This window comes from Verrucomicrobiia bacterium, from assembly GCA_023953615.1.
Classification (GTDB): Bacteria; Verrucomicrobiota; Verrucomicrobiia; order Limisphaerales; family JADLHS01; genus JADLHS01.
This window is the reverse complement of sequence record JAMLJH010000001.1, coordinates 2434334-2460683: the sequence shown is the minus strand read 5'-3', so window position 1 is coordinate 2460683 and position 26350 is coordinate 2434334. Positions and strand designations below refer to the sequence as shown.

Here is a 26350-nt window from a genome sequence, read left to right as displayed (position 1 = left end):
CGCCGCCGATATCTTCAATACAAAACCAACTAAATCCGGTCGCAGTCTCGCTCAGCACCACGCACCCGGTTGACATCGTCGCGCTCTCCCCTAATTTCGTTGCGTGTCAAATTCGGCTTCGGGTGCCGTCATTCGCTTGCGCGGCGTGCGGCATAACAACCTCAAAAGCTTCGATCTCGATCTGCCGCTGCATCGGCTCATCGTCATCACCGGCTTGAGTGGTTCGGGTAAAAGTTCGCTCGCCTTCGACACGCTGTATGCCGAGGGCCAGCGACGTTACATCGAAACTTTTTCGCCCTACGCCCGGCAGTTCTTCGACCGCATGGATAAACCGCAAGTGGACAGCATCGAAGGCATCCCGCCCGCCATTGCCATCGAACAACGCAACGCGGTTCGCACCACGCGCAGCACGGTCGGCACGATGACGGAAATTTGCGATCACTTGAAAGTCCTTTGGCCGCACCTCGCGCAACTGCACTGTCGCGGTTGCGGTCGGCCGGTGACGAAAACAGCGCCGCCAGGTGTGTGGCAAGCATTGTCAGTCGCGCCATCGGCAGAAGTTTTGATCACCTTTGAAGTTCCACTTTCGGAAAAGCTTTCCCTGGCTGAATCGCTCGCGTTGATTGCCAAGCAAGGCTACCAACGACTGCTGGTAAACGGCGAGGTGACGCGGCTCGACGAAGCCGCCAAACTTGCGACTCTTCAACCACCGCCAACCGCTTTAATCGTGGTGCAGGATCGGCTCAAGCTCACACCGACGGCGCGCGCGCGCATCATCGAAGCCTGCGAACAGGCCTACCACTTCGGCAAAGGCAAATTGACCGTCTGGACAATGTCCGCCACAACCGAAGTGCGCCAGCCGCGCCGTTTTTCCAACTGGCGCCATTGCGCCCAATGTGACATTGAGTATCCCGAGGCCACGCCCGCCTTGTTCAGTTTCAATCATCCGCTCGGCGCGTGTCCGACTTGCAAGGGCTTTGGTCGCACCATCACGATTGATTACGATCTGGCGCTTCCCGACCGCACGCTGACGCTGGCGGAAGGCGCGATCAAGCCGTGGCGCAACGGATTCAGCGCGGAGTGTCAGCGCGATTTGAAAAAGTTTTGCCAGGCGCGCAAAGTTCCGATGAACGTGCCGTTCCACAAGCTCGCCGCCGAACACCAACGCTGGGTCATTGAAGGCGACAAGGATTACGGCATTGACGAAGCGCACGAATGGCCGCGCGCGTGGTACGGCGTGAAAGGCTATTTCCGCTGGCTGGAAACCAAGTCCTACAAAATGCACGTCCGGGTGTTGCTCTCACGCTATCGCGCTTACACCCGCTGCCCGGATTGCCACGGCGCGCGCTTGAAACCCGAGGCGCTGCTTTATTGGCTCAACGTGGACGCCGCCGGATCGAAGTCGCCGAAAACCTCGCGAGCGGCCACGCCAACCGGCAATACTTCCCAGCCGACGACACGCCTGACGCTGCCTGATTTCTACGCGTTGCCCATTCGCGACGCGTTGAACCTGGTCAACCAATTGATCCGGCAACGGTCGCGACTCCGCAAAACCTCGCCGCAAGACTCCGTGCGGCTCGCTTTGGACGAGGTGCGCACCCGCCTCGCTTACCTTGATGGGGTCGGGCTTGGATACCTCACGCTGGACCGGCCCACGCGCACCTTGAGTGGTGGGGAAACCGAGCGCGTGAACCTCACGACCTGCCTCGGCACGCGTTTGGTGAACACTCTTTTTGTTCTGGATGAACCCAGCGTCGGGCTGCATCCGCGCGACACGGACCGCCTCGTCCGCATCCTCGAAAAACTTCGCGATACCGGCAACACCGTGGTGGTGGTGGAACACGAAGCCGGCGTCATGCGCGCCGCCGACCAGATTGTGGATATCGGCCCCGGCCACGGCGCCACCGGCGGCGAAATTGTTTTTCAAGGTCCGCTGCGTGATCTGTTGAAATCCAAAACTTCACTCACCGGCCAATACTTGAGTGGACGAAAACGCATCGAACTTTCGCAACGCCGGCCAATTCATTCCGCAGCGGCGAACGGCGCGGCGCAAAAGCCCAAAGCGGATCAAAGTTATATTCTCGAAAACAGCGCCATGCTAAAGATTGAGGACGCCACGCGCCATAATCTCAACCACCTTTCCGTCGAGATTCCGCTGGGGCGCTTCGTCGTCGTCACCGGCGTCAGCGGCTCGGGCAAGTCCACGTTGATTCGTGACGTGCTCCTACCGACATTGCAAGCCAGACTCCACGATCAAGACATCAGCCCCACCAAAGCCTCCGACCGGCTTGACTCCGAGGAAAGCGTCAACGACGCCGCAGCGGACCAGACCGCGAATCACTCCCCCGCCCTAACGCAGATCACCGGCTACGAAACCCTGCGCCAGGTGGTTCTTGTGGATCAATCCGCGCTCGGCAAAACACCGCGCTCGAATCCCGCCGTTTACATCGGCGCGTTCGATGACATCCGCGAAGTGTTTGCGCAATCCGACATCGCCAAACAACGCGGATTGAACGCCAGCGCGTTCAGCTTCAATTCCAGCGTTGGCCAATGCGAGAAGTGTCACGGGGCCGGGTTTGAGAAAATCGAGATGCAATTTCTCAGCGACATTTTCATTCGCTGCCCGGAGTGCGACGGACGCCGCTATCGTCAGCACATTCTGGATTTGAAAATCAGTCCGCCGCGTCCCGCATCTGCTACCACCCCGCAGTGGAGCATCGGCGATTTCCTCGAAGCCACGGTGGACGAAGTGATTGATTTTCTCGCGGGCTTCGCTGATTCCAAACCCGCCCGGCGCGCGACCGCCAGTTTGAAATTATTGCAAGAGGTGGGGCTGGGCTACCTGCGTCTTGGCCAACCCATCAATACGCTCTCGGGTGGGGAAAGTCAGCGGTTGAAACTCGTCCGCCACTTGGCCGAAGCCACGCAGCACTCAGCCGCAACGGACCGGCCAGCGAATCGCCGAAATTCAAAGCGTATCGGACATCAACCCGCCGCGACCGCCACGCTGTTCCTGTTTGACGAACCCACCACGGGTTTACATTTCGACGACGTCCGTGTGCTGCTGCAAGTTTTCCAACGACTGGTGGCGGCCGGGCACTCCGTCGTGGTTATCGAACACAATCTGGAGGTGATCAAATGCGCTGACTGGATTATTGATCTCGGGCCGGAAGCCGGTGCCGAAGGCGGCAAAGTCGTCGCCACCGGCACTCCAGAAAACATCGCGCGAAATCCTGCCAGTCATACTGGTCAGTATTTGCGGCGGAGCTACAGCGGCGAACGCGCACCAAGGCGTCGGCCTCGAGACGCTTCCTTGCGGAATCAACGCACGCGAAAACTTTGAAGCTCGGAAAGATTACTGGAGGTCGCGCTATTCGGTGAGAACCATCAGTTCCTGGCTTCGCTCACGAATCAAGGCCTGACGCGCCGCCATTTTACGAGCGGCCAAAGCTTTCTCCTCGAACAACACCGGCAACAACAACAGCGGAAATGGCGTCAGCCAGGCCAGCGCCATCGCGTCGTTGGCGGCGCGCCGCAACAACACGTTCACTTCCAAACTCACCGTTCGCGCCAATTCATGCGCCAACAAACGTTCTTTCAAACGCTCAAGCTCCGTCTCGAAGGCCCCGCGATAAATGGAGCCATTCGCCGCACCCGAAGGCGCGAAACTCCGCGGCAACGCGAACTCAATGGCATCTCTTTCCGTCTTCAATCTCATCTCTTTCTCACTACTTTGAACATTATCCGTCTTCGTCATTAAACAAAAAACCCGCGACTGTCTGGCAATCGCGGGTTGGTTAAAATCGGTATTACCTTTAGGAGTCGCAACCCGCTCCGCCACTCTGACTGGAAACACACAGCCGAATGGATGACCATTCCGGTTGAGTTCCCATCTTCATTTGGATGCTTTGAACCTCCATAATTACGCGTTGGATACTAGCAAATCCCCGACCGTTGTCAAAAACCGCCAATTTCAACCAAGATCAAAATCGTCACAACCTGTTTGGTTAAAGCAATATACAGCAATACGATTCACGATATTTTAGTTTGATTTGAGAGGCATCGCCTGCGCGACTTGCAGGCGCGGATGAATCAAGGGTGAGACAACGAGTTTTGCACTTTCATCTTCAAGCAATCTTCCAGACTTCACGATAAGCTTTCAATGCCATAGACCTAGCGCGTTTGGAAATGTTGTCCGCATCCCATGATTCAGCGCTGCTGCCGTACTCGGCAATAAAGTCAGTTACGTACTTCATATTTTGAACATTCCTAAGCAGGTCGCTCTTCAAACGCTTAATCTTTTCGGCTGGCATAGCGTTCCCTAGACTAGAGTTATCCTTGAAATAAATTACCAAGAGGTTCCCGATGTTATCAACCGCGTTCAAGTCTTCATTTTTGACTCCAGAGCTAGGTTTTTGCGGAAGGAAGTGTTCGATGTTGTAATTCCTCCTGTGAAGTTTCGGATCAGGATTGAATATCTGAACACACTGACCGGGATCGAGGCCAGCGTTGTTTAATCGGTCAAAAATATATCCAAGGGTTGAGACGGGATCTGTGGCGTATGATAAATCGGAGAAGTTGGCGATAAATTCGTCTTCCTTCGCAAGCTTATGCCGCAGCTCCTTTATCAGTTGGTCGGCAATTTGGATAAAGTTGCGCGATCCCGCGAACGATACGCACGACTGGGCGTAGAGTTGCTCAACTTCATTTCCTACACGTTCGCAAATGACGTTGTTGATAAAGTGGTACTTCTCAAATGTCTCGAAGAGTTGAATCAGCTTTTTTGCTTCGCCCGGTTTTTTCTTTGCTCGGTTCCTAGCAATACACTCAATTGCGGCAAAAGCTGGAGGGCAAAACTGAACGACATTGAACTCGCGCAATGCTTCGAGCGCCCGGTGGATCCTTTCGTAGCGGTATTGGTCGCTTGAAATCTGGCTGAAGCCTTCCGCTTCAAAGTAAGTTTTGGTTCCGTCTTTGGTCGGAGCTTTTACAAGTGCGTAGAAGTTAGAAAAGTCTGCCAATTGCTGTGTCAATTGCTGTGGTGTCACGTCGTCACCGTAGGATTTCAGCTTGTTGTAGAGCTCCGGCTTACGCACATAACCGTTTTTGGAAACGTAAAAGTACTTGAGCATCCGCAAAATGGTGCCGCCCGAGTTATCCAATATCTGGTCCCACAAAGACTCAATGTCTTTGACCTTCTTGCTAAAGAGAAAATTCTTCAGCAGGTCCGAGATTTCCAAATCCAATCCCCGTGCGTTGGTGCGTTCAAAAATGCTCAACGCTTCGACCTCATTTTCGACTTCAAACTTAGCTACGTAAGAATCGTAAATCGCCCTGAGAAACTTGCTTAGCTGGCTAGCATCTAGTCCTGCAATCTCTTTCTCAAAGAAATCGTAAATCGGCTTGATCTTGTTGACTTTTCTCTTAACAGGCTTCTTCCCGATTTGATGCGGAAACCTTCCATCCCACCCCAAATTGGCCATGTGTTCAAAGACCTCCCGAACAGATTCAGACGCAACTAACCGTGGCCCAGACGATTCACCAGTCGTCGAGTCTATGAACGTGATCTTGTCCTGAATGCGCGGCTCTAGCTTTTCCAGCCTGAGTTGGCGAGCACGCATCCGACATGCAATCAAGAGAAGAAAAATTGTTGTCAACCTCTGCTGCCCGTCAACAACGTAGGCTCGTTGATCTTTTGCCTTTTCACAGATTAAGTTCCCCAAAAAGAGATTCTCATCTTTCGCCCCCATGTAGCTGCGTAAGTCTTCAATTAACTCCAGTGCTTCTTCCTTTCCCCATTTATATTCTCGCTGGTAAACGGGAATAGCAAATACTGATGACCCGCTGAGAATCGTTTCTATCCGTGTTATGACGGGATTGAGCATGGGCGGATTAGATCAAACACCAAATCATGTGTCAATTGCGTGACTACTCAGGTTTATGCTTGTGTGTCGTCGAGATTCGAGTTTGCTGTTGACTTGCTAGGTCCCACGAACACCAGAGGCGGTGATGACGCCCACCACTTCCGCCTCGGCACTGACGGGACTACTCCTAGGTAGTGTGCCGAAGCCCACGAGGTCGCTCAGATCTCGCTGGCGGACCGCGCTAGAGCAGTCTTTGAAGGTGTTCGGAGCCGCGTAACCGAGCAACACCTACCTGAATCTCTTTACGGGAAATCCAACCGAAAATCGTGGACGCGTGAGCATGCACGCTCGGTGCGGTGCAGAAACGACCGAACCCACAATCCCTATTGCTGTTGCGTTGTTCCACGCTTCCTATCGCAATTTCTTGACAGATCAGATTAATTCACCTTGCACTTTAACTGCCTATTTGGACCGAGGCGCAGGGAGCGGCCAAAGATTCCTGACCTCTCAAGTAACGTCTGGGAACTCGACACGCGTTGCTGCCTAATCTTTCAGAAAGCTTTTAAGCATCCAGACGGTTTTTTGATGCAAGGTGATGCGCGCGATCATCAAATCCTGCGTTTCCGCGTCGTTGGCGGCCCCGGCCAGATCGCGCGCTTTAGCCGCATCCTTGAGCAGCTTCTCGTTGGCGACGATCAGTTGGCGCACGTAATTTTCCTGCGACAACGGCGCGGCAAATTCCTTCATGCGCGCCGCATCCGCCAGGGTCCGCAGACCGCCGATGGCGTAACACTCCAAAGCGCGCACGCGTTCCGCAATGTCGTCCGCCGCCGTGAACAACTCCTCGTATTGCGTTTGGAAAGCGGTGTGCAGCGCGAAGAATCCCGGGCCTTCCACGTTCCAATGCGCCAGATGCGTCAAGGCCATCAAGGCGTAGGAATCCGCCAGGACTTGATTCAGGCTCTCACACAATGGCATCAGCGCTTTTCGATTATTATGCTTGGTTGTTTTCATAAAAAATTTCCTTTTGGTTTTGGGCCGAACGGATCGAACGATAATAGTGCGTTTCGGTCGTTCCCTCTTGGTCGAATGTCACTCCGTTCCCAGCGCGGCCAGCATGGCACGCACAAAAATCGCGTCAAGCTGACAATCACTCCGGGTTGCTTCCGTACATGAATTTTTGATTAAATGTTGGCGTTCGCGCGTCGAAGCGACGCTCGACAACATTGATGAGATTCTCACTGAAAATGCGGATTGGTCTGGCTTGGCTTGGCACTTTGGTTCTCACCGGGTGCAACCCGTCAACGACGGCCCCGTCCGGCGCAAAATCCGACCTGCCCGCACATGAAGTCCGCATTGCGTCGGCCGAACTGCGGCCCATGGAGCGCACCATCTCGGTAATCGGCACGTTGACGGCTCAGGAAGCGGCGACGATTGCCGCGCAAGTCGCCGGGCAACTGGACCAGAATTTCGTGGATCTGGGCGACCACGTTCAGGCGGGCCAGGAAATCGCCTTGATTGACACCACCACGTACGAGGCGCTGGCCAATGTCGCCGCCGCGAACCTGGCCCGAGCGCAAGCCAATGCCGCCAACGCCGCGCAAAATCTGAAACGCACGCAGGATTTGCAGCGGGAAAAAATTGCGTCCGCCAGCGATCTGGATTCCGCCGTCGCATCCGCAGCCAGCACCCAGGCGGAAGTGAAAGCGGCGGAAGCAAACGAGGCGTTGGCGCGATTGAACCTGGATCATTCCCGGGTGAAAGCGCCGTTCACTGGCATCGTCGCGGAACGGATTGCCTCGGCGGGCGATTTCCTCAGCGTGGGCGCGCCAATTGCGCGGCTCGTGCAAACGGATCCGCTTCGGCTGCGATTGGGTGTGCCGGAACGCGACGCCTCCCAGGTTCGGCTCGGACAGATCGTGCGGCTCTCGCTCGCCGGTGACAATCAACGCCACGAAGGCAAACTCAGCCGGATCGCCCCGTCCCTGCGCACGGATAACAGCATGCTCACGGTCGAAGCCGACATTCCCAATCCCAACGGCTTGCGTGCCGGCGCCTTCGTGGAAGCGGAAATCATCATCAACGACCGCGAGAACGTCGTCAGCATTCCAGCCGATGCGCTGATTACATTTGCGGGATTGGAAAAAGTGGTGTTGCTCCGCGATGGCAAAGCGGTGGAACAAGGCGTAACCACCGGCCGCCGTGCGGGCCGTTTCGTTGAGTTGCTCTCCGGTTTGACCGCTGGCGAATCCGTGGTGCTGAATCCCGCCGGACTGCGCACCGGTCAGGCTTTAACCGTCGTGGAAGGTCAACCCACTCCGGCGATCCTGCCGGTCAACGCGGCCCGCTGAACCCACCTCTGATGCAAAAGCTCGCTGAAATCTGCATCCGCCGCCCGGTCTTCGCGATGATGATCATTCTCTCGCTCGTGGTCGTGGGCACGGCCGGCTACCTCAATCTTGGCGTGGACCGGTTTCCCTCGGTGGATGTTCCCGTCGTGCGCATCAATGCCCGACTGCCGGGTTCCTCTCCCGGCGAAATGGAATCGAACGTCGCGCAGCCGATTGAGGAAGTGGTCAACACCATCGAGGGCATTGACGAACTGCGTTCCATTTGCGGCTCGGGCAGCGCTTTCATCATCACCACTTTCAATCTCAATCGTAACATTGACATCGCCGCGCAGGACGTGCGGGATCGCGTCGCCACCGTCGTGCGCACCCTGCCCCGCGACATGGACCCACCGACGATTTCCAAAGCGGACCCCGACCAGCAACCAGTACTCTCCATCTCGCTGGCCGGAGATCGTTCGCGACGGGAGCTGAACGAGATCGCCGATAAAATCGTCAAGACGCAGATTGAGCGGTCGCCCGGCGTGGGAGAGGTGACGATTGTCGGCGGACTGGAACGCGCCATCAACATCTGGGTGGATGCCAACCGCCTCGCGGCTTATCAATTGCCCATCACCGCCGTGCGCGACGCCGTGGACCGTCAGAACGCCAACACTCCCGGTGGCAACGTCACCACCGCCGAACGCGAAGTTTCGTTGCGCACCATGGGACGCCTGGCCGGCGCCAAGGACTTTAATGATCTGGTCATCGCCACCCGCGGCGACTACCCGATCCGCGTACGCGACATCGGGTGGGCGGAAGACGGCACCAAAGAGGAGCGCAGCGTCTCCCGGCTCGACGGTAAATTCAACGTCACGTTGAACGTGGTCCGCCAATCCGGCGCCAACACCGTCGCGGTCATCGAAGGCGTCAAACAGCGGCTGGAAACCCTGAAAACCCAACTGCCGGACGACCTCCAACTCGAAGTCATTCGCGATCAATCCAACTACATCTACGAAGCCTTGCACGAAATCAAAGTCCACCTCGTGCTGGGCAGCATTCTGGCGTGTCTGGTGGTGCTGTTGTTCATGCGGAACTGGCGCGCCACCGTCATTGCCGCCGTGGCGATTCCCGCCTCGGTGATCGCGTCCTTTGGAATGATGAAGCTGCTGGGCTTCACGCTGAACAGCGTGACCATGCTCGCGCTGGTATTGATGGTGGGCATTGTGATTGATGACGCCATTGTGGTGCTGGAGAACATCTTCCGATTCATCGAAGAAAAGAAGATGCCGCCGTTTCAAGCGGCCAAAGCCGCCACGGCGGATATTGGTCCGGCGGTCATGGCCACCACGTTCAGTCTGGTGGTGATCTTTGTGCCCGTCTCATTCATGTCGAGCATTTCGGGGCGCTTCCTCTATCAGTTCGGCCTGACCTCCGCCGTTTCAATTCTGGTGAGTCTGCTCGTCTCCTTCACGTTGACACCCATGATGAGCGCCCGCCTGCTGCGCGTGCGACGGCAATCCTCCGCATCCGCTTCCGACGAGGAGGCCGGCCCCACTTCGGCAGGTCATGCCGATGCGGAATCACGCAGCGGATTTTACGGTTGGATTGATCGCATCTACACGCACCTGCTCTGCGCGGCCATGCGCCGCCGTTGGTTGGTGGCCGGCCTGGCGTTGCTGGTCATGGCTTCATCCATCCCGCTCTACAAAATGGTGCGCCAGGAATATCTGCCCAGCAACGTGGACGAAGGCGAATTTGACGTGAACCTCACCACCGCCGAAGGCACGGGTTTGGGCGCGATCAAAGTCGTAGCGTTGCGCGCGGAAAATGAAATCCGTCAGGTGCCGGGCGTGAGTTCCGTCCTCAGTTCGGCGGGCAGCGGTTTTCTCGGCGGTCTCAACAGCGCCAATTTTTTCGTCCGCCTGGTGCCGCACGAAGAACGCACCTTTGGCTGGAAACGCCTGCTCCATTGGCCGCCGTGGGACGCGTTCAAAAACAATTACACCCAACGCGAGGTGCAACAGGAAATCCGGCAGCGTTTGCGAAAGATTCCCGACATCCGTTTCGCCGTGCGCAATCCGCAAACCTTCGTGGGTGGCGGCGCGAACTTCGACATTGATTTCGCCCTGCTCGGCCCGGACCTGGATGTCCTCTACGACTACGCCGAGCGTCTGCGCCAAAAAGCGCCCGAACTCGGACTGCAAGACGCGGACATCACCTTGAAACTCGACAAACCGGAATTGCACGTCGCCATTGATCGCGAGCGCGCCGCGAACCTGGGTGTGGACACGGAAGACATCGCCACCGCGCTACGCATCATGGTGGGCGGGGAGGAACGGGTCACCCGCTTCCGCGACGAGGCGATGAATGAAGATTACGACGTGCAGGTGCGGTTGCGCGAAAGCGACCGGGGCGACGCCAAAACCATCGCGCAACTCTACGTGCCCTCGCGCCGCAGCCGGAGCGGCTTGGTGCGATTGGACAACGTGGTGTCGCTGGCGCCCACTCAAGCCGCCTCGCGCATTGACCGCCTGGATCGTCAGCGCCAGGTCAGCTTGCGCGCCGGAGTCGCGCCCGGTTACGCGCAGGCGGATCGCATCGCGACCTTGCGCGCCGAGGTGGAACGCATGGGTTTGCCGACGGGTTACTCGACCCGGGTTTCGGGACGCGCCCGGGAATTGGAACGCACATTCGGCGAGTTCCTCTGGGCGTTCCTGCTCTCGGTCATCCTGATGTACATCATTCTGGCGTCACAATTCGAGAGCCTGATCCATCCGTTCACCATTCTTCTGTCGCTGCCCTTGTCCGTGCCGTTCGCCTTCCTCTCGCTGCTGGTGGCGAATCAAACCATCAATCTGTACTCCGCGCTCGGACTGCTGGTGCTCTTTGGCGTCGTGAAGAAAAACGCCATTCTCCAGATTGACCACATGAACAAACTGCGCGAGCACGGGTTGGAACGCGCTGACGCCATCCTGCAAGGCAACCGGGAGCGGCTCCGCCCGATCTTGATGACGACGCTCACGTTGATCGCCGGTATGTTGCCACTGGCGCTGGGCACCGGGCCGGGCGCGGAAGAACGTCGCGCGGTCGCGGTGGTGGTGATTGGAGGCCAGGCGCTCTGCCTGTTGCTCACGCTGATCGTTACTCCGGTCGCCTACTCGCTGCTCGACGATCTCGCGCAAAAACTTCAATGGAAACATTGGCGCATTCGCCAGGAGTCGCCCGTAACCAATCCGCCCGCCGCCACGGTTTGATTGAACCGGCATCCATCGCGCGACTTCGGTTCTGATTTTTCATCCGCACCGATCCAGCGGCTCGCCGACGGCACCTGACCGCAGCGGCGCGGCCAACGGGCAAACTTCGTCTCGCTTCAAATCGGCGGTTCGGTAAGCTGTTGGCTCATGAATGTGGATTTGAAAAAGGCGTTGGCGGCGGCGGAAACGGCCGCGCGCGCGGCGGGTCAGTTGATGCGACAGAACTTGCGCCGCCCCAAGAAGGTGAACGCGACGACCTCACACGACATCAAACTCGATCTGGACGTGCGCTGCCAGAAATTGATTGAAACAAAATTGCGTCGCGCCTTTCCTAAAATTTCATTGCTGGGTGAAGAGGGCGATTCCGGCGCCACCAACGAAGCGCGGCGCTGGGTGGTGGACCCGATTGATGGCACGGTGAACTTCGCCTACGGCATTCCGCACGCCTGCGTTTCCATTGCGCTGCAACAACGCACCACTCAATCCACCTACGCCACCATCGTCGGAGTGATTTACGATCCGTTCACCGATGAAATCTGGACGGCCACCCAATCGAGTCCGGCGCGACTTAATGGCCGCGTGATCCATGTGAGCGCGAGGAAGCAGTTGTCCGAGTGCATCGTTTGTGTCGGGTTTGCCAAAAGTCGTCACAGCCTGCAACGCGCCCTGCCCCACTTCGTCTGGATGGCGCGGCGGGTGCGCAAGATGCGGATGATGGGCGCGGCGGCGCTGGGTCTGGCTTACGTGGCCAGCGGACGCTTTGACGCCTATCTCGAACGTGGCGTCAGTTTGTGGGACGTGGCGGCGGGTGGGCTGATTGTTGAACGCGCGGGCGGAAAATTTTGGACGGAAGCCATTCCCGGTCGGCATCAAATCCGCATGGTGGCCAGCAACGGCTTGATCCACTCCCAATTGCCGTTGCCAAAGTAACGGATGAATTTTCCCCAGGTTCACCTATATTTGCTGCCCTATGCCGCTCCGCAAAATCGGTCTGAGTGTCCTGTTAGTCGGAAACGCCCTCGGGTTCAGCCCGGCCGCTCCGGTCATTGACGCCCTTCCCAATGCTTCGGTTCCCGCCGGTAAGTCGCTGACTCTGCCCATCACGGCCACGTCACCGCTGGGCCAACCGCTGCGTTATACGGTGACCAGCAGTAACCCGCAGATCAGCGTGGAAGTTCACACCAACAATCCCTTCTGGAAATTGTCCGTCGCGCAAATCGCGCCCGCCAATGCGTCGGGCGCCTACGCGACGCCCTTCCGCGGCGGCACGGTCACCGTGACCAATCTTGGGGACATGACGTTTCAACTGTTTCCCGATCGCGCTCCGCACGCCGTGGAAGTCTTTCAGGGTTTGACCATGAGCGGGTTTTACGATGCCACCACCATTTTTCACCGGATCGTTCCCGACTTTATGATTCAAGGTGGCGATCCGTCCACCAACGGTACCGGCAGCACGGTTTTCCGGTATGACGACGAATTTGATCCGCGCACGATCTTCAGCGGAAACGGGCAACTGGCACTCGCCAATCCCGGTAAAGACGCCTGCGGCTCACAATTCTTCATCACGCAAGGCGCGCAACGGTTTCTCGATTTCAAGCACACCTTGTTTGGACAACTGCTGCGTGGATTTCCAGTTCTGACCAATGTGATCAACACCCCGCGCGATGTCAGCGACCGACCGTTGGCCGACGTCATCATTACCCGCGCGTCGTTCGTCACGAATTACACCGACACGGTCATCACCTTGACCGGTCCCAGCGCAGCGGGCGTCAGTAGTGTCATCCAGATCATTGCGGATGACGGTGCGCCCGGCGGCCGCGCCACCAACAGTTTCACGGCGACCACCATCAGCGATGCCGCGAACAACGCGCCGCCCTTTCTGGATCCGCCCGCGAATCTGAATCTGATCTGCCCGGTGAATGGAAAAGTCACCAACGCGTTTTCCGCCACGGATTTGGAAGGCCAAGCCTACTACTGGTTCGTCTTGCCCTATGACAACTCCGCCACCAACACGGCATTTGCAATCGTCAACGACCAGCTCCAGATGATCCTGACTCCAAACCCGAACTTCAGCGGGGCGATCGAATATCAATTGGTCATCAGTTCCAGTCCCGACTGGCCCACTTATTATCAACTTTTCCCGCCGTCTTATTGGCCGCCGTATGATTGGCAACGCTACCGATTCGCCGTGGGTGATACGGCCATCCGCGCCACGCCGACGGCTTTTATCGCTCAACCGCAACAGAGTTTCAGCAACCAATTGCTGGCGGTGTTCACCAATGGAATTCCGAACAGTCCGCCCGGCAACTTTACGGCCATCATTAACTGGGGCGATAACACGCTGACGACGAATTCGGTCGTCGCGGGCAGTGGTGGACTCAAGGAAGTTCGCGGAGCGCACACGTACGTTCAGTCAGGTCATTACCCCATCCGCATCACCATCCAAAGCACGCTGGGCGCAACGACCGAAGTCGTCAGCGCCGCCTACGTCGCGCCGAGTTTGACGCTGGCTCGCTACGGCGCTGTCGATGTGCTGCACTGGCCGGCCTGGGCAGCCGATTACCAAGTGCAAATCAGCGCGGATTTGCGCGCCCCCGCGTGGAGCAACCTGCCGGAATTTCCCACGCTGAACGGATACGAAATGTGGCTCACCAATACCACCCCACAACCGGCCGCGTTCTACCGCTTACGTCGCTGAAGCACGCGCTTCCAACCGCGCTTTCAGATGCTCCAAAGCTCGGGCGCGGTGACTGAGTTGATTCTTGATCGCCGCTCCGAGTTCCGCAAACGTCCGATCGTATCCTTGCGGCAGGAACAAAGGATCGTAGCCAAAACCACCCTTTCCGCGGCACTCGAATGCAATTCGTCCTTCGCAGGCACCGACAAACAATTCGGGCGTCGCCACCGTCCCGTGCGTCGGCAGCAAAGCCATCACGCACTTGAAACGCGCCGTGCGCTTTTCCGCTGGCACTCCTTTTAACAACCGCAGCAACTTTGCATTGTTGTCGGCGTCGGTCGCGTTGCCGGAAACGTCTGAATCGAGTGCGGCAAAACGCGCGGAATGTACGCCGGGCGCCCCCGCCAACGCGTCCACCTCCAAACCCGAATCATCCGCCAAAATGAAATCCACCACCGATCCGGTTTGAGTTGTTTTCCACCAGGAAGCCAGCGTCAGCGCTTTCTTGCCGGCGTTCCCGGCAAAAGTAGCGCCATCTTCAATCACCGTCGGGACATTGGAAAATTCGGCCAAATGCCGACAACGATACGTCAAGCCCAGTAAACTTTGAATTTCCGCAGCCTTGTGCGGATTATGAGTGGCGATCAACAACGTCACCATGCGCCATGGAAACCGATCCGCCGCGACAATTCAACGCCGCAGCGACAATGAAACGCGCCAAAGAGGATTGCGCCCTCCAAAACCTCGCGGCCGAAGCGACCGCTTCTGCAGCCTTATTTTCGTTGAAGCGTTTCGTGGGTTTCGCAGTTGTATTTCACGAGGAGAGACGCGTTCCACCGCGTCCCTGAATCAAAGTGGAAGCAACCAACTTCACCGCCAGCATCACGGCGCTTTCAACCGGAAGAAGCGGCGCGGGCCGGTGAGCGGATTGGTGTAGGGACTCGTGGCGTTCGGGACGTTGGTATAAGTGCCGGTGGCGTCCGGGGCCGCTTGCAATTGAAAATTGGAATTGGTCCAGCTTAGCACCAGTTGCTGGTTTTGCAGTTGCCACTGCAACGGAATGGGTGTGAGCGTCTCCCCTAAAACTGCCCGAGCCAGGTGAGGCGAGATCTTTCCGCCAGCAGTCGCGAAAGAGCCTCCCGCATACAAGTTGTCGCCTGACACAGCCAGCGCATACAGGACGTTGTCCATCCCCGAGCCCAGCGCGCTCCAACTGTTCCCATCCCATTTGGCGATATAGTTGGCCGTCACGCCACCCGCCGTCGTGAAATAGCCTCCCGCATACAAGTCCGAGCCCGACACCGCCAGCGCATACACTGAGTTGTTCATCCCCGAGCCCAGCGCGCTCCACTTGCTTCCATCCCATTTGGCAATAAAGTTGGCCGCTACGCCTCCCGCCGCGTGGAACTCTCCCCCCGCATACAGGTTGTTGCCTACCACTGCCAGTGTCAGCACGGGGTCGTTTAACCCCATGCCCAATACGGTCCAATTGTTCCCATCCCATTTGGCAACCCGATTGGCCGACATACCTCCTGCCGTGTAGAAAAATCCTCCCACATACAAGTTGTTGCCCGATACTGCCAGCGCATGCACCCAATTGTTCATTCCCGCACCCAACGCGTGCCAACTGCTCCCATCCCATCGGGCAATATAGTTGGCTAATACGCCTCCTGCTGTCGTGAACTGGCCTCCCGCATACAAGTCCGAGCCCGCCACCGCCAGCGCATGCACCCAGTTGTTCATCCCCGCACCCAACGCGCTCCAATTGCTCCCATCCCATTTGGCAATCCGATTAACCGTTACGCCGCCCGCCGTCGTGAACCTTCCCCCCGCATACAGATCGCCGTTGGGCGCCAACGCCAACGCCTCCACCAAATCGTCCATCCCGGTGCCCAGCGCGCTCCAACTGCTCCCATCCCATTTGGCAATCCTATTGACTGTTATGCCTCCCACCATCGTGAATCCGCCCCCCGCATACAAGTCGTCGCCCGCCGCCACCAACGCCTGCACGCCACCGTTCATCCCCGTTCCCCCCAGCGCGCTCCAACGGCTCCCATCCCATTTCGCAATATTATTGGCCGCCACGCCTCCTGCCGTCCCGAAACTGCCACCCGCATACAGACCGCCATTGTCCGCCACCGCCAGCGCACTCACAATGTAGTCCACTTGCGCGCCCAGCGCGCTCCAACTGTTCCCATCCCACTTGGCAATTGCGTTGGCCGCTACGCCTCCCGCCGTCTCGAAACTGCCTCCCGCGTACACATCGCCGTTATCCGCCACCGCCAGTGCAGTCACAATGTGATCCATCCCCGCGCCCAACGCGCTCCAACTGCTCCCATCCCACTTGGCAATATAGCTGGCCGCTACGCCTCCTGCCGTCTCGAACCGACCTCCCGCATACAGATCGCCATTGCCCGCCACCGCCAGCGCATACACGACGTAGCCCACTCCTGTGTCGAGCGCGCTCCAACTGTTCCCATCCCATTTGGCAATCTGATTGACTGCCACGCCTCCCGCTGTCTCGAAATAGCCTCCCGCATACAAGTTGCCGTTGCCGTCCACCGCCAGTGCCCGCACCTCGTAGTCCACCCCCGAGCCCAACGCGCTCCACTTGCTTCCATCCCATTTGGCAATCTCGTTGGCCGTCACGCCTCCCGCCGTCCCAAAACTGCCTCCCGCATACAAGTTGCCGTTGCCGTCCACCGCCAGTGCCAACACCGCACCGTCTATCCCCGAGTCTAGCGCGCTCCAACTGCTCCCATTCCATTTGGCAATCTGATTGACTGCCACGCCTCCCGCTGTCTCGAAATAGCCTCCCGCATACAAGTCGCCGTTGTCGTCCATCGCCAGCGCACGCACGAAAGGTAAATTGAATTCGTCCCCTCCCCTCATCCCCGAACCCAGCGCGCTCCAACTGCTCCCGTCCCATTTGGCCACACAGTTGGCCTCGACGCCGCCGGCGAATTTGAAATAACCGCCAATGTAGAGGTTGCCCGAACCATCCACCACGGCGGCATAAACATAGTTGTCCGCTCCGGGCACTCCGCCCATGCTGATCCAGTTGGCATCGCTGAACGTCGGGTCAATGCGCACGGGGTACACCGCGTCCGTGTCATTCACCAGAATGGCCAGCGTGGTAGCGGCAGGCATCCCTGCCTGCCGTAGAGCCGGGCTTCCCAGCCCGGCGGAAGAAACGCTCGCCACCGCCAAACCGTCCGGAAATTCCAAACCCGCGTCGTTGGCACCGGTTTCTTTCCGGGTGGCAGGATGCCCGCCCTCCACGTCAGGCAGGATGCCCGACGCCACTTCCAAGCGCGCCGTCAACTCCCGGCCCGTGGCGTCCGTCACCCGCAACCGGCTGTAGGCTATCTTCCGTCCTGATTCCGCCAGCACCAGTTGCGCGCCCGTCGCCGTCCGTTCCACCCGCGCCCCGCTCACTGCCAGCTCCAACCGCAGCTCACCCGAATCCTCGGCCCGCGCGATAGCGTCTTGGACTGCGGCAGTCTCCTGCCGCTTTCCGGGGGTCTCACCCACCAAAGCGCCAGAGGACTGGCGCACTCCATAACCGGTCGGATTTGCGAACGCCCTCGTCCGGTTTAGTGCCACCGGATCGTTCCCCTCACCCCGGCCTTCCGCCGTGGGAAAAGAGTGACCGTCAGGTCGGGAGAGGGGTGGTTCCAATACCACAAAATCCTGGCGCACGCCGTCCATGCTCACCGTGTACTCCTCCACCACGCCCGGGCGCGCGTACCGCACCGTCTGACCATCCACTGATATCGTCCCGGTAGGCGTAAGCGCGATAGCGTCTTGGACTGCGGCAGTCTCCTGCCGCTTTCCGGGTGTCTCACCCACCAAAGCGCCAGAGGACTGGCGCACTCCATAACCGGTCGGCGTAGCGAGTGCTCCCGTCCAGTTTAGTGCCACCGGATTGTTCCCCTCACCCCGGCCTTCCGCCGTGGGGAGAGAGTGACCGTCAGGTCGGAAGAGGGGTTTTTCCAATACCACAAAATCCTGGCGCACGCCGTCCATGCTCACCGTGTACTCTTCCACCACGCCCGGACGCGCATACCGCACCGTCTGACCATCCACTGATACCGTCCCGGCAGGCGTAAGCGCGATAGCGTCTTGGACGGCGGCAGTCTCCTGCCGCTTTCCGTGCGTCTCACCCACCAAAGCGCCAGAGGACTGGCGCACTCCATAACCGGTCGGATTTGCGGGCGCCTCCGTCCGGCCCAGTGACGCAGCCACCACCCGAAAACGGTCTTGGACTTGATTGGTTACCGTGGAGGTGAGCCATAATCCTTCCGGCGTGGCTTCCCCTTCCAACCGCTGGAACACGCAATTCAACTTCACGTTGCCCCCTTGAGCCACCACGCGCAGGCCATCGCCCTGATAATCCGCCCCCGCCTTCGCCCCAATCTGATCCCACGGAATCGGCGCGTTGGTGGGTGCGTCAACCGTAGCGGCCAGCGCCCGATGTGGCTCGTTCACAAGTAAAACGCCACCCGACAAGATGGCGAATACGAACAGGAGCGAATGAGGTTTGAGGGAGTTCATGACAATTTCGTTGGTTGTTACTCTTAGCGGCGGCGGTTCGGCTCTCGATCCCGGAACGCCACTTTAGGGATGTCGCTGTTTTTAGCAGATCAAACAAAACCGTCAACCGAGATTTTCCACACGGATATTTTTCGCCTAAATTTGCGCACGGTTCACGCGCGATTCCGAATGGACGTTCCCCAGTTCGTTGCCCAAGCTAAAGCGTTGCAAGTATCCATCATCATTCCGGCTTACAATGAAGCGCGACTGCTTGAGCAAACGCTCGCGACGATCCAGCGGCATCGCCACATCTGGGACGCGGCGGGTTTCACGTCGGAGTTGATCGTGTGTGACAATAATTCCACGGACAATACGGCGGCCATCGCTGCCGCACATGGGGCGCAGGTGGTTTTTGAACCCATCAATCAAATCGCGCGCGCGCGGAATCGTGGCGCGTCAATCGCGACCGGCGACTGGCTGCTGTTCATTGACGCCGATTCGCTGCCGAGCGCGGAATTATTCGCCGCCGTCGCCCAAGCGATCCGCTCCGGCAACTGTCTGGCTGGCGGTTGCACGATTCGGTTGCAAGGCCAGCACCGGGGCGCGCAATTACTAACGCGCGGCTGGAACTGGTTGAGTCGCGCCCGGCGGTTGCTGGCGGGTTCGTTTATTTTCATCGAAAAATCCACTTTCCAAAGCATTGGCGGTTTCAGCGAGGAACTGTTCACGGGCGAGGAACTGGATTTAAGCCGACGGTTGCGACCGCTGGAACGAAAGACCCATCGCCGGATCATGATTCTGCACCAGCATCCCCTGCTCACTTCGGATCGGAAGATGCGACTCTACTCGGGTCGTGAACTATTGGGATTTTTGTTTACCGCGTTGCTGCGGCCGCGGCGAACCATGCGGGATAAGAAGGCGTGTTTCGCCTGGTATGACGGACGGCGTTGAGCGCGAGTGCGACTGAATACGTCCAGTGTGCGGCCCATCAGGAGTCGTGAAAATCGTGTTTCAAATGAACCAGTGAACAACCCAGAAAAAGAAGATGGCCACGAGCGTTGGAAACAGCGCGCCTAAAAACAAGCCCAACGGACTGATGCCTGCGCCGGCAAAAACCTTGGCGTGGCGCAAGATCCCAACGCCCGCCGGATTGGGGGCATTCGCAATCACGGTCAGTCCGCCGCCGGTAACGGCGCCCGCCACCAGCGCATACTTCAATTCATCGGAAAGTCCTTCCACCAACGTCCCGAGGTAAGTCAGCGCCGCGTTGTCCGTCACCGCCGTTAATCCGGTCGCGCCAAAATACAACGCGCTGCCATCAAGACTGTGGAGCAAGGGTTTGAGCCAGTAGGTTTGCAATGAGCCTAACGTCACCAAACCCGCCAGAAAAAATCCGACCAGCAACCCTTCCCGCAATTGCAATTTGCTCTGATGTTTGGCGGTCGCCCCCACCACGCCCAGAAACAAAACGAAAACGCCAAAGAACACATCCGGATGGTGCGCGAAGACGACCACCAGCGCCAGCGCCACGAGATGCGACAGCGTCAGACTGGGCGGAACGCGTTCGCCTCTGGCAGGCACGGGTTCAATCTGCTTCAGTTCGGCGCGAAAGACCCACGCGATGACCCCGCCCGACACCAGGCAAGCCGACGCCGCGCGCCAGCCAAAATGCAAAAACATGTAGGCGAGATTCCAGTCCCATTTCGAAGCCACCATCAAAACCGGCGGCGCGGCAAAATGCGTCAGTGTGCCGCCAATCGAAATGTTCACAAACAACAACCCGAGGGTGGCATAGGCGCAACGCCGGCTGATGCCTTGGTTGAAATAACGCTCTTTCAAGATCAAGGCCAGCAGGGTCATGGCCGCCGGTTCTGTGATGAACGATCCGAGCAACGGCCCCAATACCAGCGCGGCCAGGTAAAAGGAGATGCCTTCAGCCCACGGCAGAAGCCGCGCCACGCCGCTGATAAGTGCCTCGGCCAGCTTCACCACCGGGCGCGTGGCCGCCATCACCATGATGACGAACACAAATTTCGGTTCGGTGAAGTTGAGTGAATCAATGTAGGTCACCGCGGCCCCGAGCGATTTCTCAACGACGGCGAGACCGAGAAACAAGGCGGCGGCCCACAGGCCAAACACGACTTCGGTCTCCGACAAAAAGTGGAGGAATTGATGAGCGGCGGAATCCGGCGGATAGCGATGCGCCCAAAGCGTGAATTGCTTCACACAAAACGTGTGCAACACGGCCAGGCCAAAAAAGACCGTGGCGAGAATTTCAATGGTGCTGGGATTCATGCCGAATCATCAGAGCTTCAGGGTGAAGAAAACCATCCATTCCATTCAAGCAGGACTGAACCGAAGAACAAAGATTATTTCAAGGGACGGTTGAAATTTCGCCTCAATCCGAAGCGGCCGCTCGCTCCAGAAGCGGTTGCAATCCCGCCAGCACTTCCCCCACCCCCAGCCGGGACAAGCCGGCGGGCGGACGTAAAATCCGCACGCGCTCGCCTTGGGGTCGCCAAATTTCCTCGACCGTATCCGCCCACAACACCACACACGGCAAGCCGAGCGCCGCGGCCAGATGCGTGATGCCGGAATCGTGCCCGATGAAACCGCGGCAGGTTTGCAGTCGACGGGCTAGTTCCGCCAGCGGTAGATTCCGGGCAACGGCCCGGCGCTCGGACGGCACCACCGCCGCCAATCGCGATAATTTTTCTCCCTCCACTTCGCCTCCAACCAGCAGCAGTGACAGGTCCGTGGTCGCCACCAACTGTTCAATTAATTGACGCCACTGAGGCTCGGGCCAATTTTTGCGTTCGCTGCCGCTGCCCGGATGCAACGCCAGCGAACCGACCGGCTCGGTTGCCGCCGGCGGCAGAGTCAAACGCGGGATCGGGTCCGCATCAAAGATGGCCAGGCGTTCCAACGGTCGCAGAAAAATCTGTGTGGCGTGACGGCGCTCCGCCTCGTCGGGCCGATGTGGTCCGCTGATAAATTGACCCGGCGAACAGCGCTTCACGTTGTTCTGGAAAATCTCATCCGGATCGTAGAGATAGGAAATGACGAGATCGAATTCGGAAAAATAATCCCGCCACGGCTCCGGCAACTCGCCGCCGCTCGCGAAAAAACTGGCCAGCTCACGGGCTTCAATCGCTGCGGTGCGATTCACCAACCGGCCCGCCTGGGCCAATTGGATGATGTGCGGATAACCCAACACCTCCAGGTGCGCCTGCGGAAATTGGCGCCGCAAAGCCGCGAGCGCAGGCAGCGTCAGGATGAAATCACCGATCGCGCCGCCGCGAATAACGAGAATTTTGCCGGAAGTCATTGCTCAAGCCAAAATTTACACGCCGTTTGATGCAAACGCCGTTGCCGCCTCCTCCAAGCGCATCGGCCCTTTTCAGCCGCGCTCCATTCACATGGTCCGAAACACCGTCAATCCCAACGCCACCACGATCAACGCAAAGATCAGGCGAACGATGCTGCCGATTTTTACGCGCTTTTCCGTGGCGGTGATCCAATTCAGAAAATCGCGCATCCGCCAGGGCGAAATAGTGAACCAGATGCCGGCGACGATCCAAAGGTACGCCCACGCTTGAATGAGCAACACCCAATGAGTTTCGCCTAAATGAGGTCGGCCAGTGTCCAAAACCAGCTTGGCCAGCAATAGCAGCATGACAGCCAGACCGCGCGCCGCGAGGTAATCCTGCACAAAAATGCAGGCCCCCACGCCAACCACTGCAAAGGCAGCCATCATGTAAGGTTTGATCGTCGCAAAGTCGGCAATCGGCTCGATATGCACATTCCATACGAACCAAACCGTCGCTATCAACATCAGCACAATCCCGGTCGGCAAATGCCGGGGAAATTTCCGCGCGGCGCTGACAAATCCAGCCGGCTTCACCAGCGCGTAAACCTGAGGGGCGGCAAAACCAAGTCCGAGCAAAATCGAAAGCAACGAAAGTTTCATCAACTTAACCGCGCCAAGATGGCGAAATTGGAGGCCAAGAAGAAAGCAAAAAGCAAAATCCGGCGAAAATCACGACGTCATAGCGACAAAACGACGCTGCCGCTGGCGTTAAACCTGCTAATTCCCCGGCGTGGACAAGGAGCTTGGCTGACGCAAGACGAGCTCAGAGTCGTATTTATGAGCCATCGTCTGATTGTTAATCCTGGCACCCCCGAAGCTTGGGCGATCAAACTCCAATTCGGGCGCAACGGCATTGGCAGCGCGGCGCAAAACGAGGTCGTTATTCCTCACGCTTCCGTCAGCGCGCAACACTGCGAGTTGACCGTCGCCGACGATGGGGTTCTGCTTCGCGACCTCGAATCCGCCAGTGGCACGTTCATTTCGCAAGTGCCAGTGACCGAATTCAAACTGCAAAACGGTCATCGCATTCAACTGGGAGCAGTGGAACTGGTGTTTGAATCGCACGGACTGCCCGTGCTGCCGGATGCAGTCAATCTGCCGGCGGATGGTGCGAGAATTTTGATCGCGGACCCCAGCGCCACAACGCTGATCACGCCGCGAGCACCAATTCCGCGAACCAAGAATGAATCAGCAGCCTCAGCGGACGCCGTCGGTGAAGCATCCGCAGAACCGGCCACCGCTTCTTTCTGGCACGCCGGGAAACCCGCCCTGATAGGCGCACTGCTGGGTGCGTTGGCCGGGGTGGTCGCCTGGTTTTATCTGGTGCGCTGGACCGGACAGGAGCTGAACTGGTTCGCCTGCGTGGTGGGGGTATTGACCGGTGTGGGCGCGCGTTGGTTCATTCAAACGCGTCAGGTGTTACCAACCGTAATGACTTGCGCCTTTACTGCCGTGGCCACCTTGGCGGGCACGTATCTTACTTCGCACCATACGGCGCGCTTAAGCTTGCATCAGTCCGCGGAGAAAAATTATCAAGCCCGCTTGCAATTTGCCCAAGCCGTAAGCCATGCCGGAACGATGGAAGAAATTCGACAACTGCTTGCCGCCGAGGCCGGCGTCGCCGCTGCGGATATTTCCGATGTGCGCATCCAAATATTTCAAGCTACGGAACTGCCCGCCTTGCGGGAGTTCGCGCGGGGTCGTCCCGATCGCGAGACCTACCTCAACGCGTTGATTCAAACGGCGGATCTTAGCGCACTCCGATGGAACGCTTTCCAAGGTCGCGCCGGCCTCTTCACGTTGCTCTGGTTGCTGCTCGGGGTCGGCGTGACGGCGCTCCTGGTCACCAGCGACCGTTCCGCCGCCGCGCCCCGTCAGAATGCCGCCTAGAGCCGATTAAATAAAGCCGTGGCCGCTTGATTTTTTCGTTTATAGCAGCGGGCTTCCCAACCTCAAGCCAAGCGTTGGAATCAAACGGACGAGCGCCCTGGGTCCGGGACGAGCACCGGCGCGGCCGGTGATGTGGTCAACCGCCAGCTCGGTCCGGAGAATCGTTGGCAACGGAATAAAGACCGAGGTGTTCCCGGAGCGCGGACGGTCTCCGTCCGCAGCGCGTGAACCGGAAGCTCGGCTTGCGGATCCATCAACGCCTTCTGGTCTGACGCAGCGCTGCGGGCGCGGGACCGCCCGCGCTCCGTTCCCAGCGCCAGCGGCGCGGCATACGTGTGGAAATTCACTGGCAACAAATCACAAGCCCCATAGGAGCGGCAGAAGACTGCCGCAGTCCAAAACCTCGCGGACAGAGGCGCCATTCCCCATCCGGACCCCACCTTCATGGGGTTACACTCGTTCGGTGCCACGGCTACAACTTTAATTAAACTGCTGTAGCGGGCCGCACCGCCGCGCTTCATTTATCGGAATTTTCTTTGGAGCGTTTCGACCAATCTTCCAACATGCGAGACGCCGTTTCCCGTCCTCCCAACCCGAAGGCCAGAGCCGTCGCGACGGCCACCGCACCCAAAGTCAGTCCAAAGGCCAGATTCACGATGTCATTGGCAAGTCCGGTTTGGCGCAGTGCCATGGCTCCGGCCAATGCCAGAATCACGATCCGCGTAAAAGTCGCCAGCCCGGCGGCATGACGGGAAGAAGCCGTGGCGATCGCTTTGCTGACAAATTCAGCAAGCCACAAGCCCAATCCTAAAATGACCACGCCCATGATGACGTGACCGGCGAATCCGATAAAATCCTTGATCAAGGTCCCCACCGCTTGGAACTCCAACAACTCGGCGGCGGCAATGGATGCGAAGAGCAGAATGACGGCAAATACCAGCAACCCTATGATCGCCGCCGGGGCTTGCTTGCCTTGGGCGGGAGTTTTGGTCAGCCCCAACCGGACCAGGACGTTGTTGAAGCCCAACCCGGCCAACAAATTGGTCACCAAGCCGGAGACCACCTTGCCGATCAAAGTGGCAATCAACAGAATCACCAGTGCGCCGATGACATTCGGCAGTGCGCCCAAAATTTTTCCGAGCATGTCGCTGGCCGGCTGGGTGATCACGTCCAACTTCAAAGCGGCCAGGGCGCTGATCAAAACGGGTACGAGAATAACAAAATAGACCACCAGTCCGAGCACTCCCGACAACTTTTGTTTGCCCAGAGAAGCGTTGAGACCCCATTTCTCGCCCAACTGATCGGCTCCGGCGGCGACCAACAAGCTCTGCACAAGCCGCTGCGCCACCCGCGCGATGAACCAGCCAACCAAACCGATGGCTCCGGCTGAAACCAGGTTGGGTAAAAATTCAAAGACCTTGTTCAGCAGGGTCGTAACGGGTTCCAACAGAGCCTGCATTCGCAGGGCTTGCAGAATGGAAGGCAGAAAAAAGAGCCACACCAACCAATATGCGGTTTCCGCCAACGCATCGCTCAAGATCAGTCCTTTCCCGTCCCGACCGATCGCGCCGCCAAGCTTCTCATCCAGTTTGGCCAGTTTTAACGCGCCGCTTAAAATTTTCTTCAAGATCGTGGCAACCACCCAACCGATCAGCACCAGAATCGCTCCTCCCACCAAGTGCGGCAGGTAGTCCAACAGCGGTTGCAGCAACGCATTCAACGGTTCGATGACCGCTTGCAACTTGACCGCCGAGAAAAACGCAATCAGCACGAACAGCATGATGAAGTAGAAAACCGCCCGGCTCACCCAGTGTTCCACCGGAATCGGCATCTTGGAATTGGTCCCGACCAACCATTGGGCAATCCGGTTGTCGAGGACGGTCTTATCGAGGAGCTTGCGCACCAGGAACGCCGCGAACAACGCCACCAACCACCCCAATATCAAAATGGCCAATCCTGCCAGTAAATTCGGGCCGAATTCAGCCACTTGGACGCTTATTTGATCAATTATTTCACTCATTTGATTTCTTTCGGTTGTTCAATTTGGTTGGGAGAATCCGTATTCACTCTACCGTGACGCTGGCGGAAAGCCCGCAACTCCAGACCAAGCTCGCATCGCGGGACTTAATACCCGCCGCTGTGGAATTATTTCAGACGCTTGGATTTGAAAGCATCACTACAGCTTATCTGTTACTTGGCATATTTATATCAAACCAGCGCCTTGCCAAAAGTAAAAAATGTCCGGTGGAAAAATCGTCTGCTGAGGCAACGCTCTCGACACGCAATGCTCCAGTGCCATGCAGCGCTTTTACCCGCTCGGCCAACCGGCAGCGCAGACCTGTGGCCGCCAGCACGCAACCCGGCGCCGAGAATTGATAATGGCCGGCGTGATGCCAAAACGCCGCTTCGAGTTTCGCGGCTTGCCTAAA

The 26350-nt window shown here is 58.1% G+C and carries 17 protein-coding genes; 8 read left to right on the top strand and 9 right to left on the bottom strand.

Features of this window, described 5'->3' with window-relative positions; all coding sequences use genetic code 11:
* Positions 1-103 precede the first annotated feature (103 nt).
* Positions 104-3343: an excinuclease ABC subunit UvrA gene (gene uvrA / locus M9920_10245; GenBank protein ID MCO5052672.1), complete on the top strand. Its 3240-nt coding sequence runs from the start codon at positions 104-106 to the stop codon at positions 3341-3343.
* 27 nt (positions 3344-3370) lie between these two features.
* On the opposite strand, the gene M9920_10240 is transcribed toward uvrA, so the two are convergent.
* From M9920_10240 to M9920_10230, 3 genes are all read right to left on the bottom strand, one after another.
* On the bottom strand, positions 3371-3718 hold the full coding sequence (locus M9920_10240; GenBank protein ID MCO5052671.1) for a hypothetical protein: 348 nt from the start codon (positions 3716-3718) through the stop codon (positions 3371-3373).
* A gap of 409 nt (positions 3719-4127) precedes the next feature.
* Positions 4128-5885, bottom strand: coding sequence for a DUF262 domain-containing HNH endonuclease family protein (locus tag M9920_10235; GenBank protein MCO5052670.1), 1758 nt, complete (start codon positions 5883-5885; stop codon positions 4128-4130).
* 522 nt (positions 5886-6407) lie between these two features.
* Entirely contained in the window at positions 6408-6878 is a 471-nt protein-coding gene (locus tag M9920_10230; protein MCO5052669.1) for a DNA starvation/stationary phase protection protein, read from the bottom strand.
* Positions 6879-7093: 215 nt separating this feature from the next.
* Between M9920_10230 and M9920_10225 the strand changes: the two genes are divergently transcribed.
* From M9920_10225 to M9920_10210, 4 genes are all read left to right on the top strand, one after another.
* On the top strand, positions 7094-8215 hold the full coding sequence (locus tag M9920_10225) for an efflux RND transporter periplasmic adaptor subunit (protein MCO5052668.1): 1122 nt from the start codon (positions 7094-7096) through the stop codon (positions 8213-8215).
* A gap of 11 nt (positions 8216-8226) precedes the next feature.
* Positions 8227-11448, top strand: a complete 3222-nt coding sequence (locus M9920_10220; GenBank protein MCO5052667.1) for an efflux RND transporter permease subunit — start codon at positions 8227-8229, stop codon at positions 11446-11448.
* Between the two features lie 147 nt (positions 11449-11595).
* Positions 11596-12378: an inositol monophosphatase gene (locus tag M9920_10215; protein MCO5052666.1), complete on the top strand. Its 783-nt coding sequence runs from the start codon at positions 11596-11598 to the stop codon at positions 12376-12378.
* Positions 12379-12418: 40 nt separating this feature from the next.
* Positions 12419-14146: a peptidylprolyl isomerase gene (locus M9920_10210; protein ID MCO5052665.1), complete on the top strand. Its 1728-nt coding sequence runs from the start codon at positions 12419-12421 to the stop codon at positions 14144-14146.
* Here the strand turns inward: M9920_10210 and rdgB are convergent.
* Together rdgB and M9920_10200 are read right to left on the bottom strand one after the other, a co-directional pair.
* Positions 14135-14785: an RdgB/HAM1 family non-canonical purine NTP pyrophosphatase gene (rdgB, locus tag M9920_10205; GenBank protein MCO5052664.1), complete on the bottom strand. Its 651-nt coding sequence runs from the start codon at positions 14783-14785 to the stop codon at positions 14135-14137. The two genes, M9920_10210 and rdgB, sit on opposite strands and share 12 nt — an antisense overlap.
* Before the next feature lie 222 nt (positions 14786-15007).
* A complete protein-coding gene (locus M9920_10200) occupies positions 15008-18682 on the bottom strand; it encodes a hypothetical protein (protein ID MCO5052663.1) in 3675 nt (1224 codons plus the stop codon).
* A 204-nt stretch (positions 18683-18886) separates the two neighbouring features.
* Here M9920_10200 and M9920_10195 point away from each other — a divergent pair, with 204 nt between their 5' ends.
* Positions 18887-19612 carry a glycosyltransferase gene (locus M9920_10195; GenBank protein MCO5052662.1) on the top strand — a complete coding sequence of 242 codons (726 nt, stop codon included), beginning with the start codon at positions 18887-18889 and terminating at the stop codon, positions 19610-19612.
* Between the two features lie 60 nt (positions 19613-19672).
* On the opposite strand, the gene M9920_10190 is transcribed toward M9920_10195, so the two are convergent.
* The 3 genes from M9920_10190 to M9920_10180 all read right to left on the bottom strand — a co-directional run bounded on the left by M9920_10190 (position 19673) and on the right by M9920_10180 (position 22631).
* A complete protein-coding gene (locus tag M9920_10190) occupies positions 19673-20956 on the bottom strand; it encodes a putative Na+/H+ antiporter (GenBank protein ID MCO5052661.1) in 1284 nt (427 codons plus the stop codon).
* A 103-nt stretch (positions 20957-21059) separates the two neighbouring features.
* A complete protein-coding gene (locus M9920_10185; protein ID MCO5052660.1) occupies positions 21060-21989 on the bottom strand; it encodes a glycosyltransferase family 9 protein in 930 nt (309 codons plus the stop codon).
* 87 nt (positions 21990-22076) lie between these two features.
* Positions 22077-22631, bottom strand: a complete 555-nt coding sequence (locus tag M9920_10180; protein ID MCO5052659.1) for a hypothetical protein — start codon at positions 22629-22631, stop codon at positions 22077-22079.
* 177 nt (positions 22632-22808) lie between these two features.
* On the opposite strand from M9920_10180, the gene M9920_10175 reads away from it, so the two are divergent.
* Positions 22809-23921: an FHA domain-containing protein gene (locus tag M9920_10175; GenBank protein MCO5052658.1), complete on the top strand. Its 1113-nt coding sequence runs from the start codon at positions 22809-22811 to the stop codon at positions 23919-23921.
* 517 nt (positions 23922-24438) lie between these two features.
* Here M9920_10175 and M9920_10170 read toward each other — a convergent pair.
* Complete coding sequence (locus M9920_10170) at positions 24439-25941, bottom strand: mechanosensitive ion channel (protein MCO5052657.1); 1503 nt, start codon at positions 25939-25941, stop codon at positions 24439-24441.
* Positions 25942-25994: 53 nt separating this feature from the next.
* Between M9920_10170 and M9920_10165 the strand changes: the two genes are divergently transcribed.
* Positions 25995-26297: a hypothetical protein gene (locus M9920_10165; protein ID MCO5052656.1), complete on the top strand. Its 303-nt coding sequence runs from the start codon at positions 25995-25997 to the stop codon at positions 26295-26297.
* The last annotated feature ends 53 nt before the right edge of the window (positions 26298-26350 follow it).

What these genes read in the sequence shown, in the direction of transcription:
- M9920_10235 (MCO5052670.1), bottom strand. Translation starts at nt 5,885, where the DNA reads ATGCTCAATCCCGTCATAACACGGATAGAAACGATTCTCAGCGGGTCA.
- M9920_10225 (MCO5052668.1), top strand. Translation starts at nt 7,094, where the DNA reads ATGAGATTCTCACTGAAAATGCGGATTGGTCTGGCTTGGCTTGGCACT.
- M9920_10215 (MCO5052666.1), top strand. Translation starts at nt 11,596, where the DNA reads ATGAATGTGGATTTGAAAAAGGCGTTGGCGGCGGCGGAAACGGCCGCG.
- M9920_10220 (MCO5052667.1), top strand. Translation starts at nt 8,227, where the DNA reads ATGCAAAAGCTCGCTGAAATCTGCATCCGCCGCCCGGTCTTCGCGATG.
- rdgB (MCO5052664.1), bottom strand. Translation starts at nt 14,785, where the DNA reads ATGGTGACGTTGTTGATCGCCACTCATAATCCGCACAAGGCTGCGGAA.
- M9920_10200 (MCO5052663.1), bottom strand. Translation starts at nt 18,682, where the DNA reads ATGAACTCCCTCAAACCTCATTCGCTCCTGTTCGTATTCGCCATCTTG.
- M9920_10240 (MCO5052671.1), bottom strand. Translation starts at nt 3,718, where the DNA reads ATGAGATTGAAGACGGAAAGAGATGCCATTGAGTTCGCGTTGCCGCGG.
- M9920_10210 (MCO5052665.1), top strand. Translation starts at nt 12,419, where the DNA reads ATGCCGCTCCGCAAAATCGGTCTGAGTGTCCTGTTAGTCGGAAACGCC.
- M9920_10185 (MCO5052660.1), bottom strand. Translation starts at nt 21,989, where the DNA reads ATGACTTCCGGCAAAATTCTCGTTATTCGCGGCGGCGCGATCGGTGAT.
- M9920_10180 (MCO5052659.1), bottom strand. Translation starts at nt 22,631, where the DNA reads ATGAAACTTTCGTTGCTTTCGATTTTGCTCGGACTTGGTTTTGCCGCC.
- M9920_10230 (MCO5052669.1), bottom strand. Translation starts at nt 6,878, where the DNA reads ATGAAAACAACCAAGCATAATAATCGAAAAGCGCTGATGCCATTGTGT.
- M9920_10175 (MCO5052658.1), top strand. Translation starts at nt 22,809, where the DNA reads ATGAGCCATCGTCTGATTGTTAATCCTGGCACCCCCGAAGCTTGGGCG.
- M9920_10170 (MCO5052657.1), bottom strand. Translation starts at nt 25,941, where the DNA reads ATGAGTGAAATAATTGATCAAATAAGCGTCCAAGTGGCTGAATTCGGC.
- M9920_10190 (MCO5052661.1), bottom strand. Translation starts at nt 20,956, where the DNA reads ATGAATCCCAGCACCATTGAAATTCTCGCCACGGTCTTTTTTGGCCTG.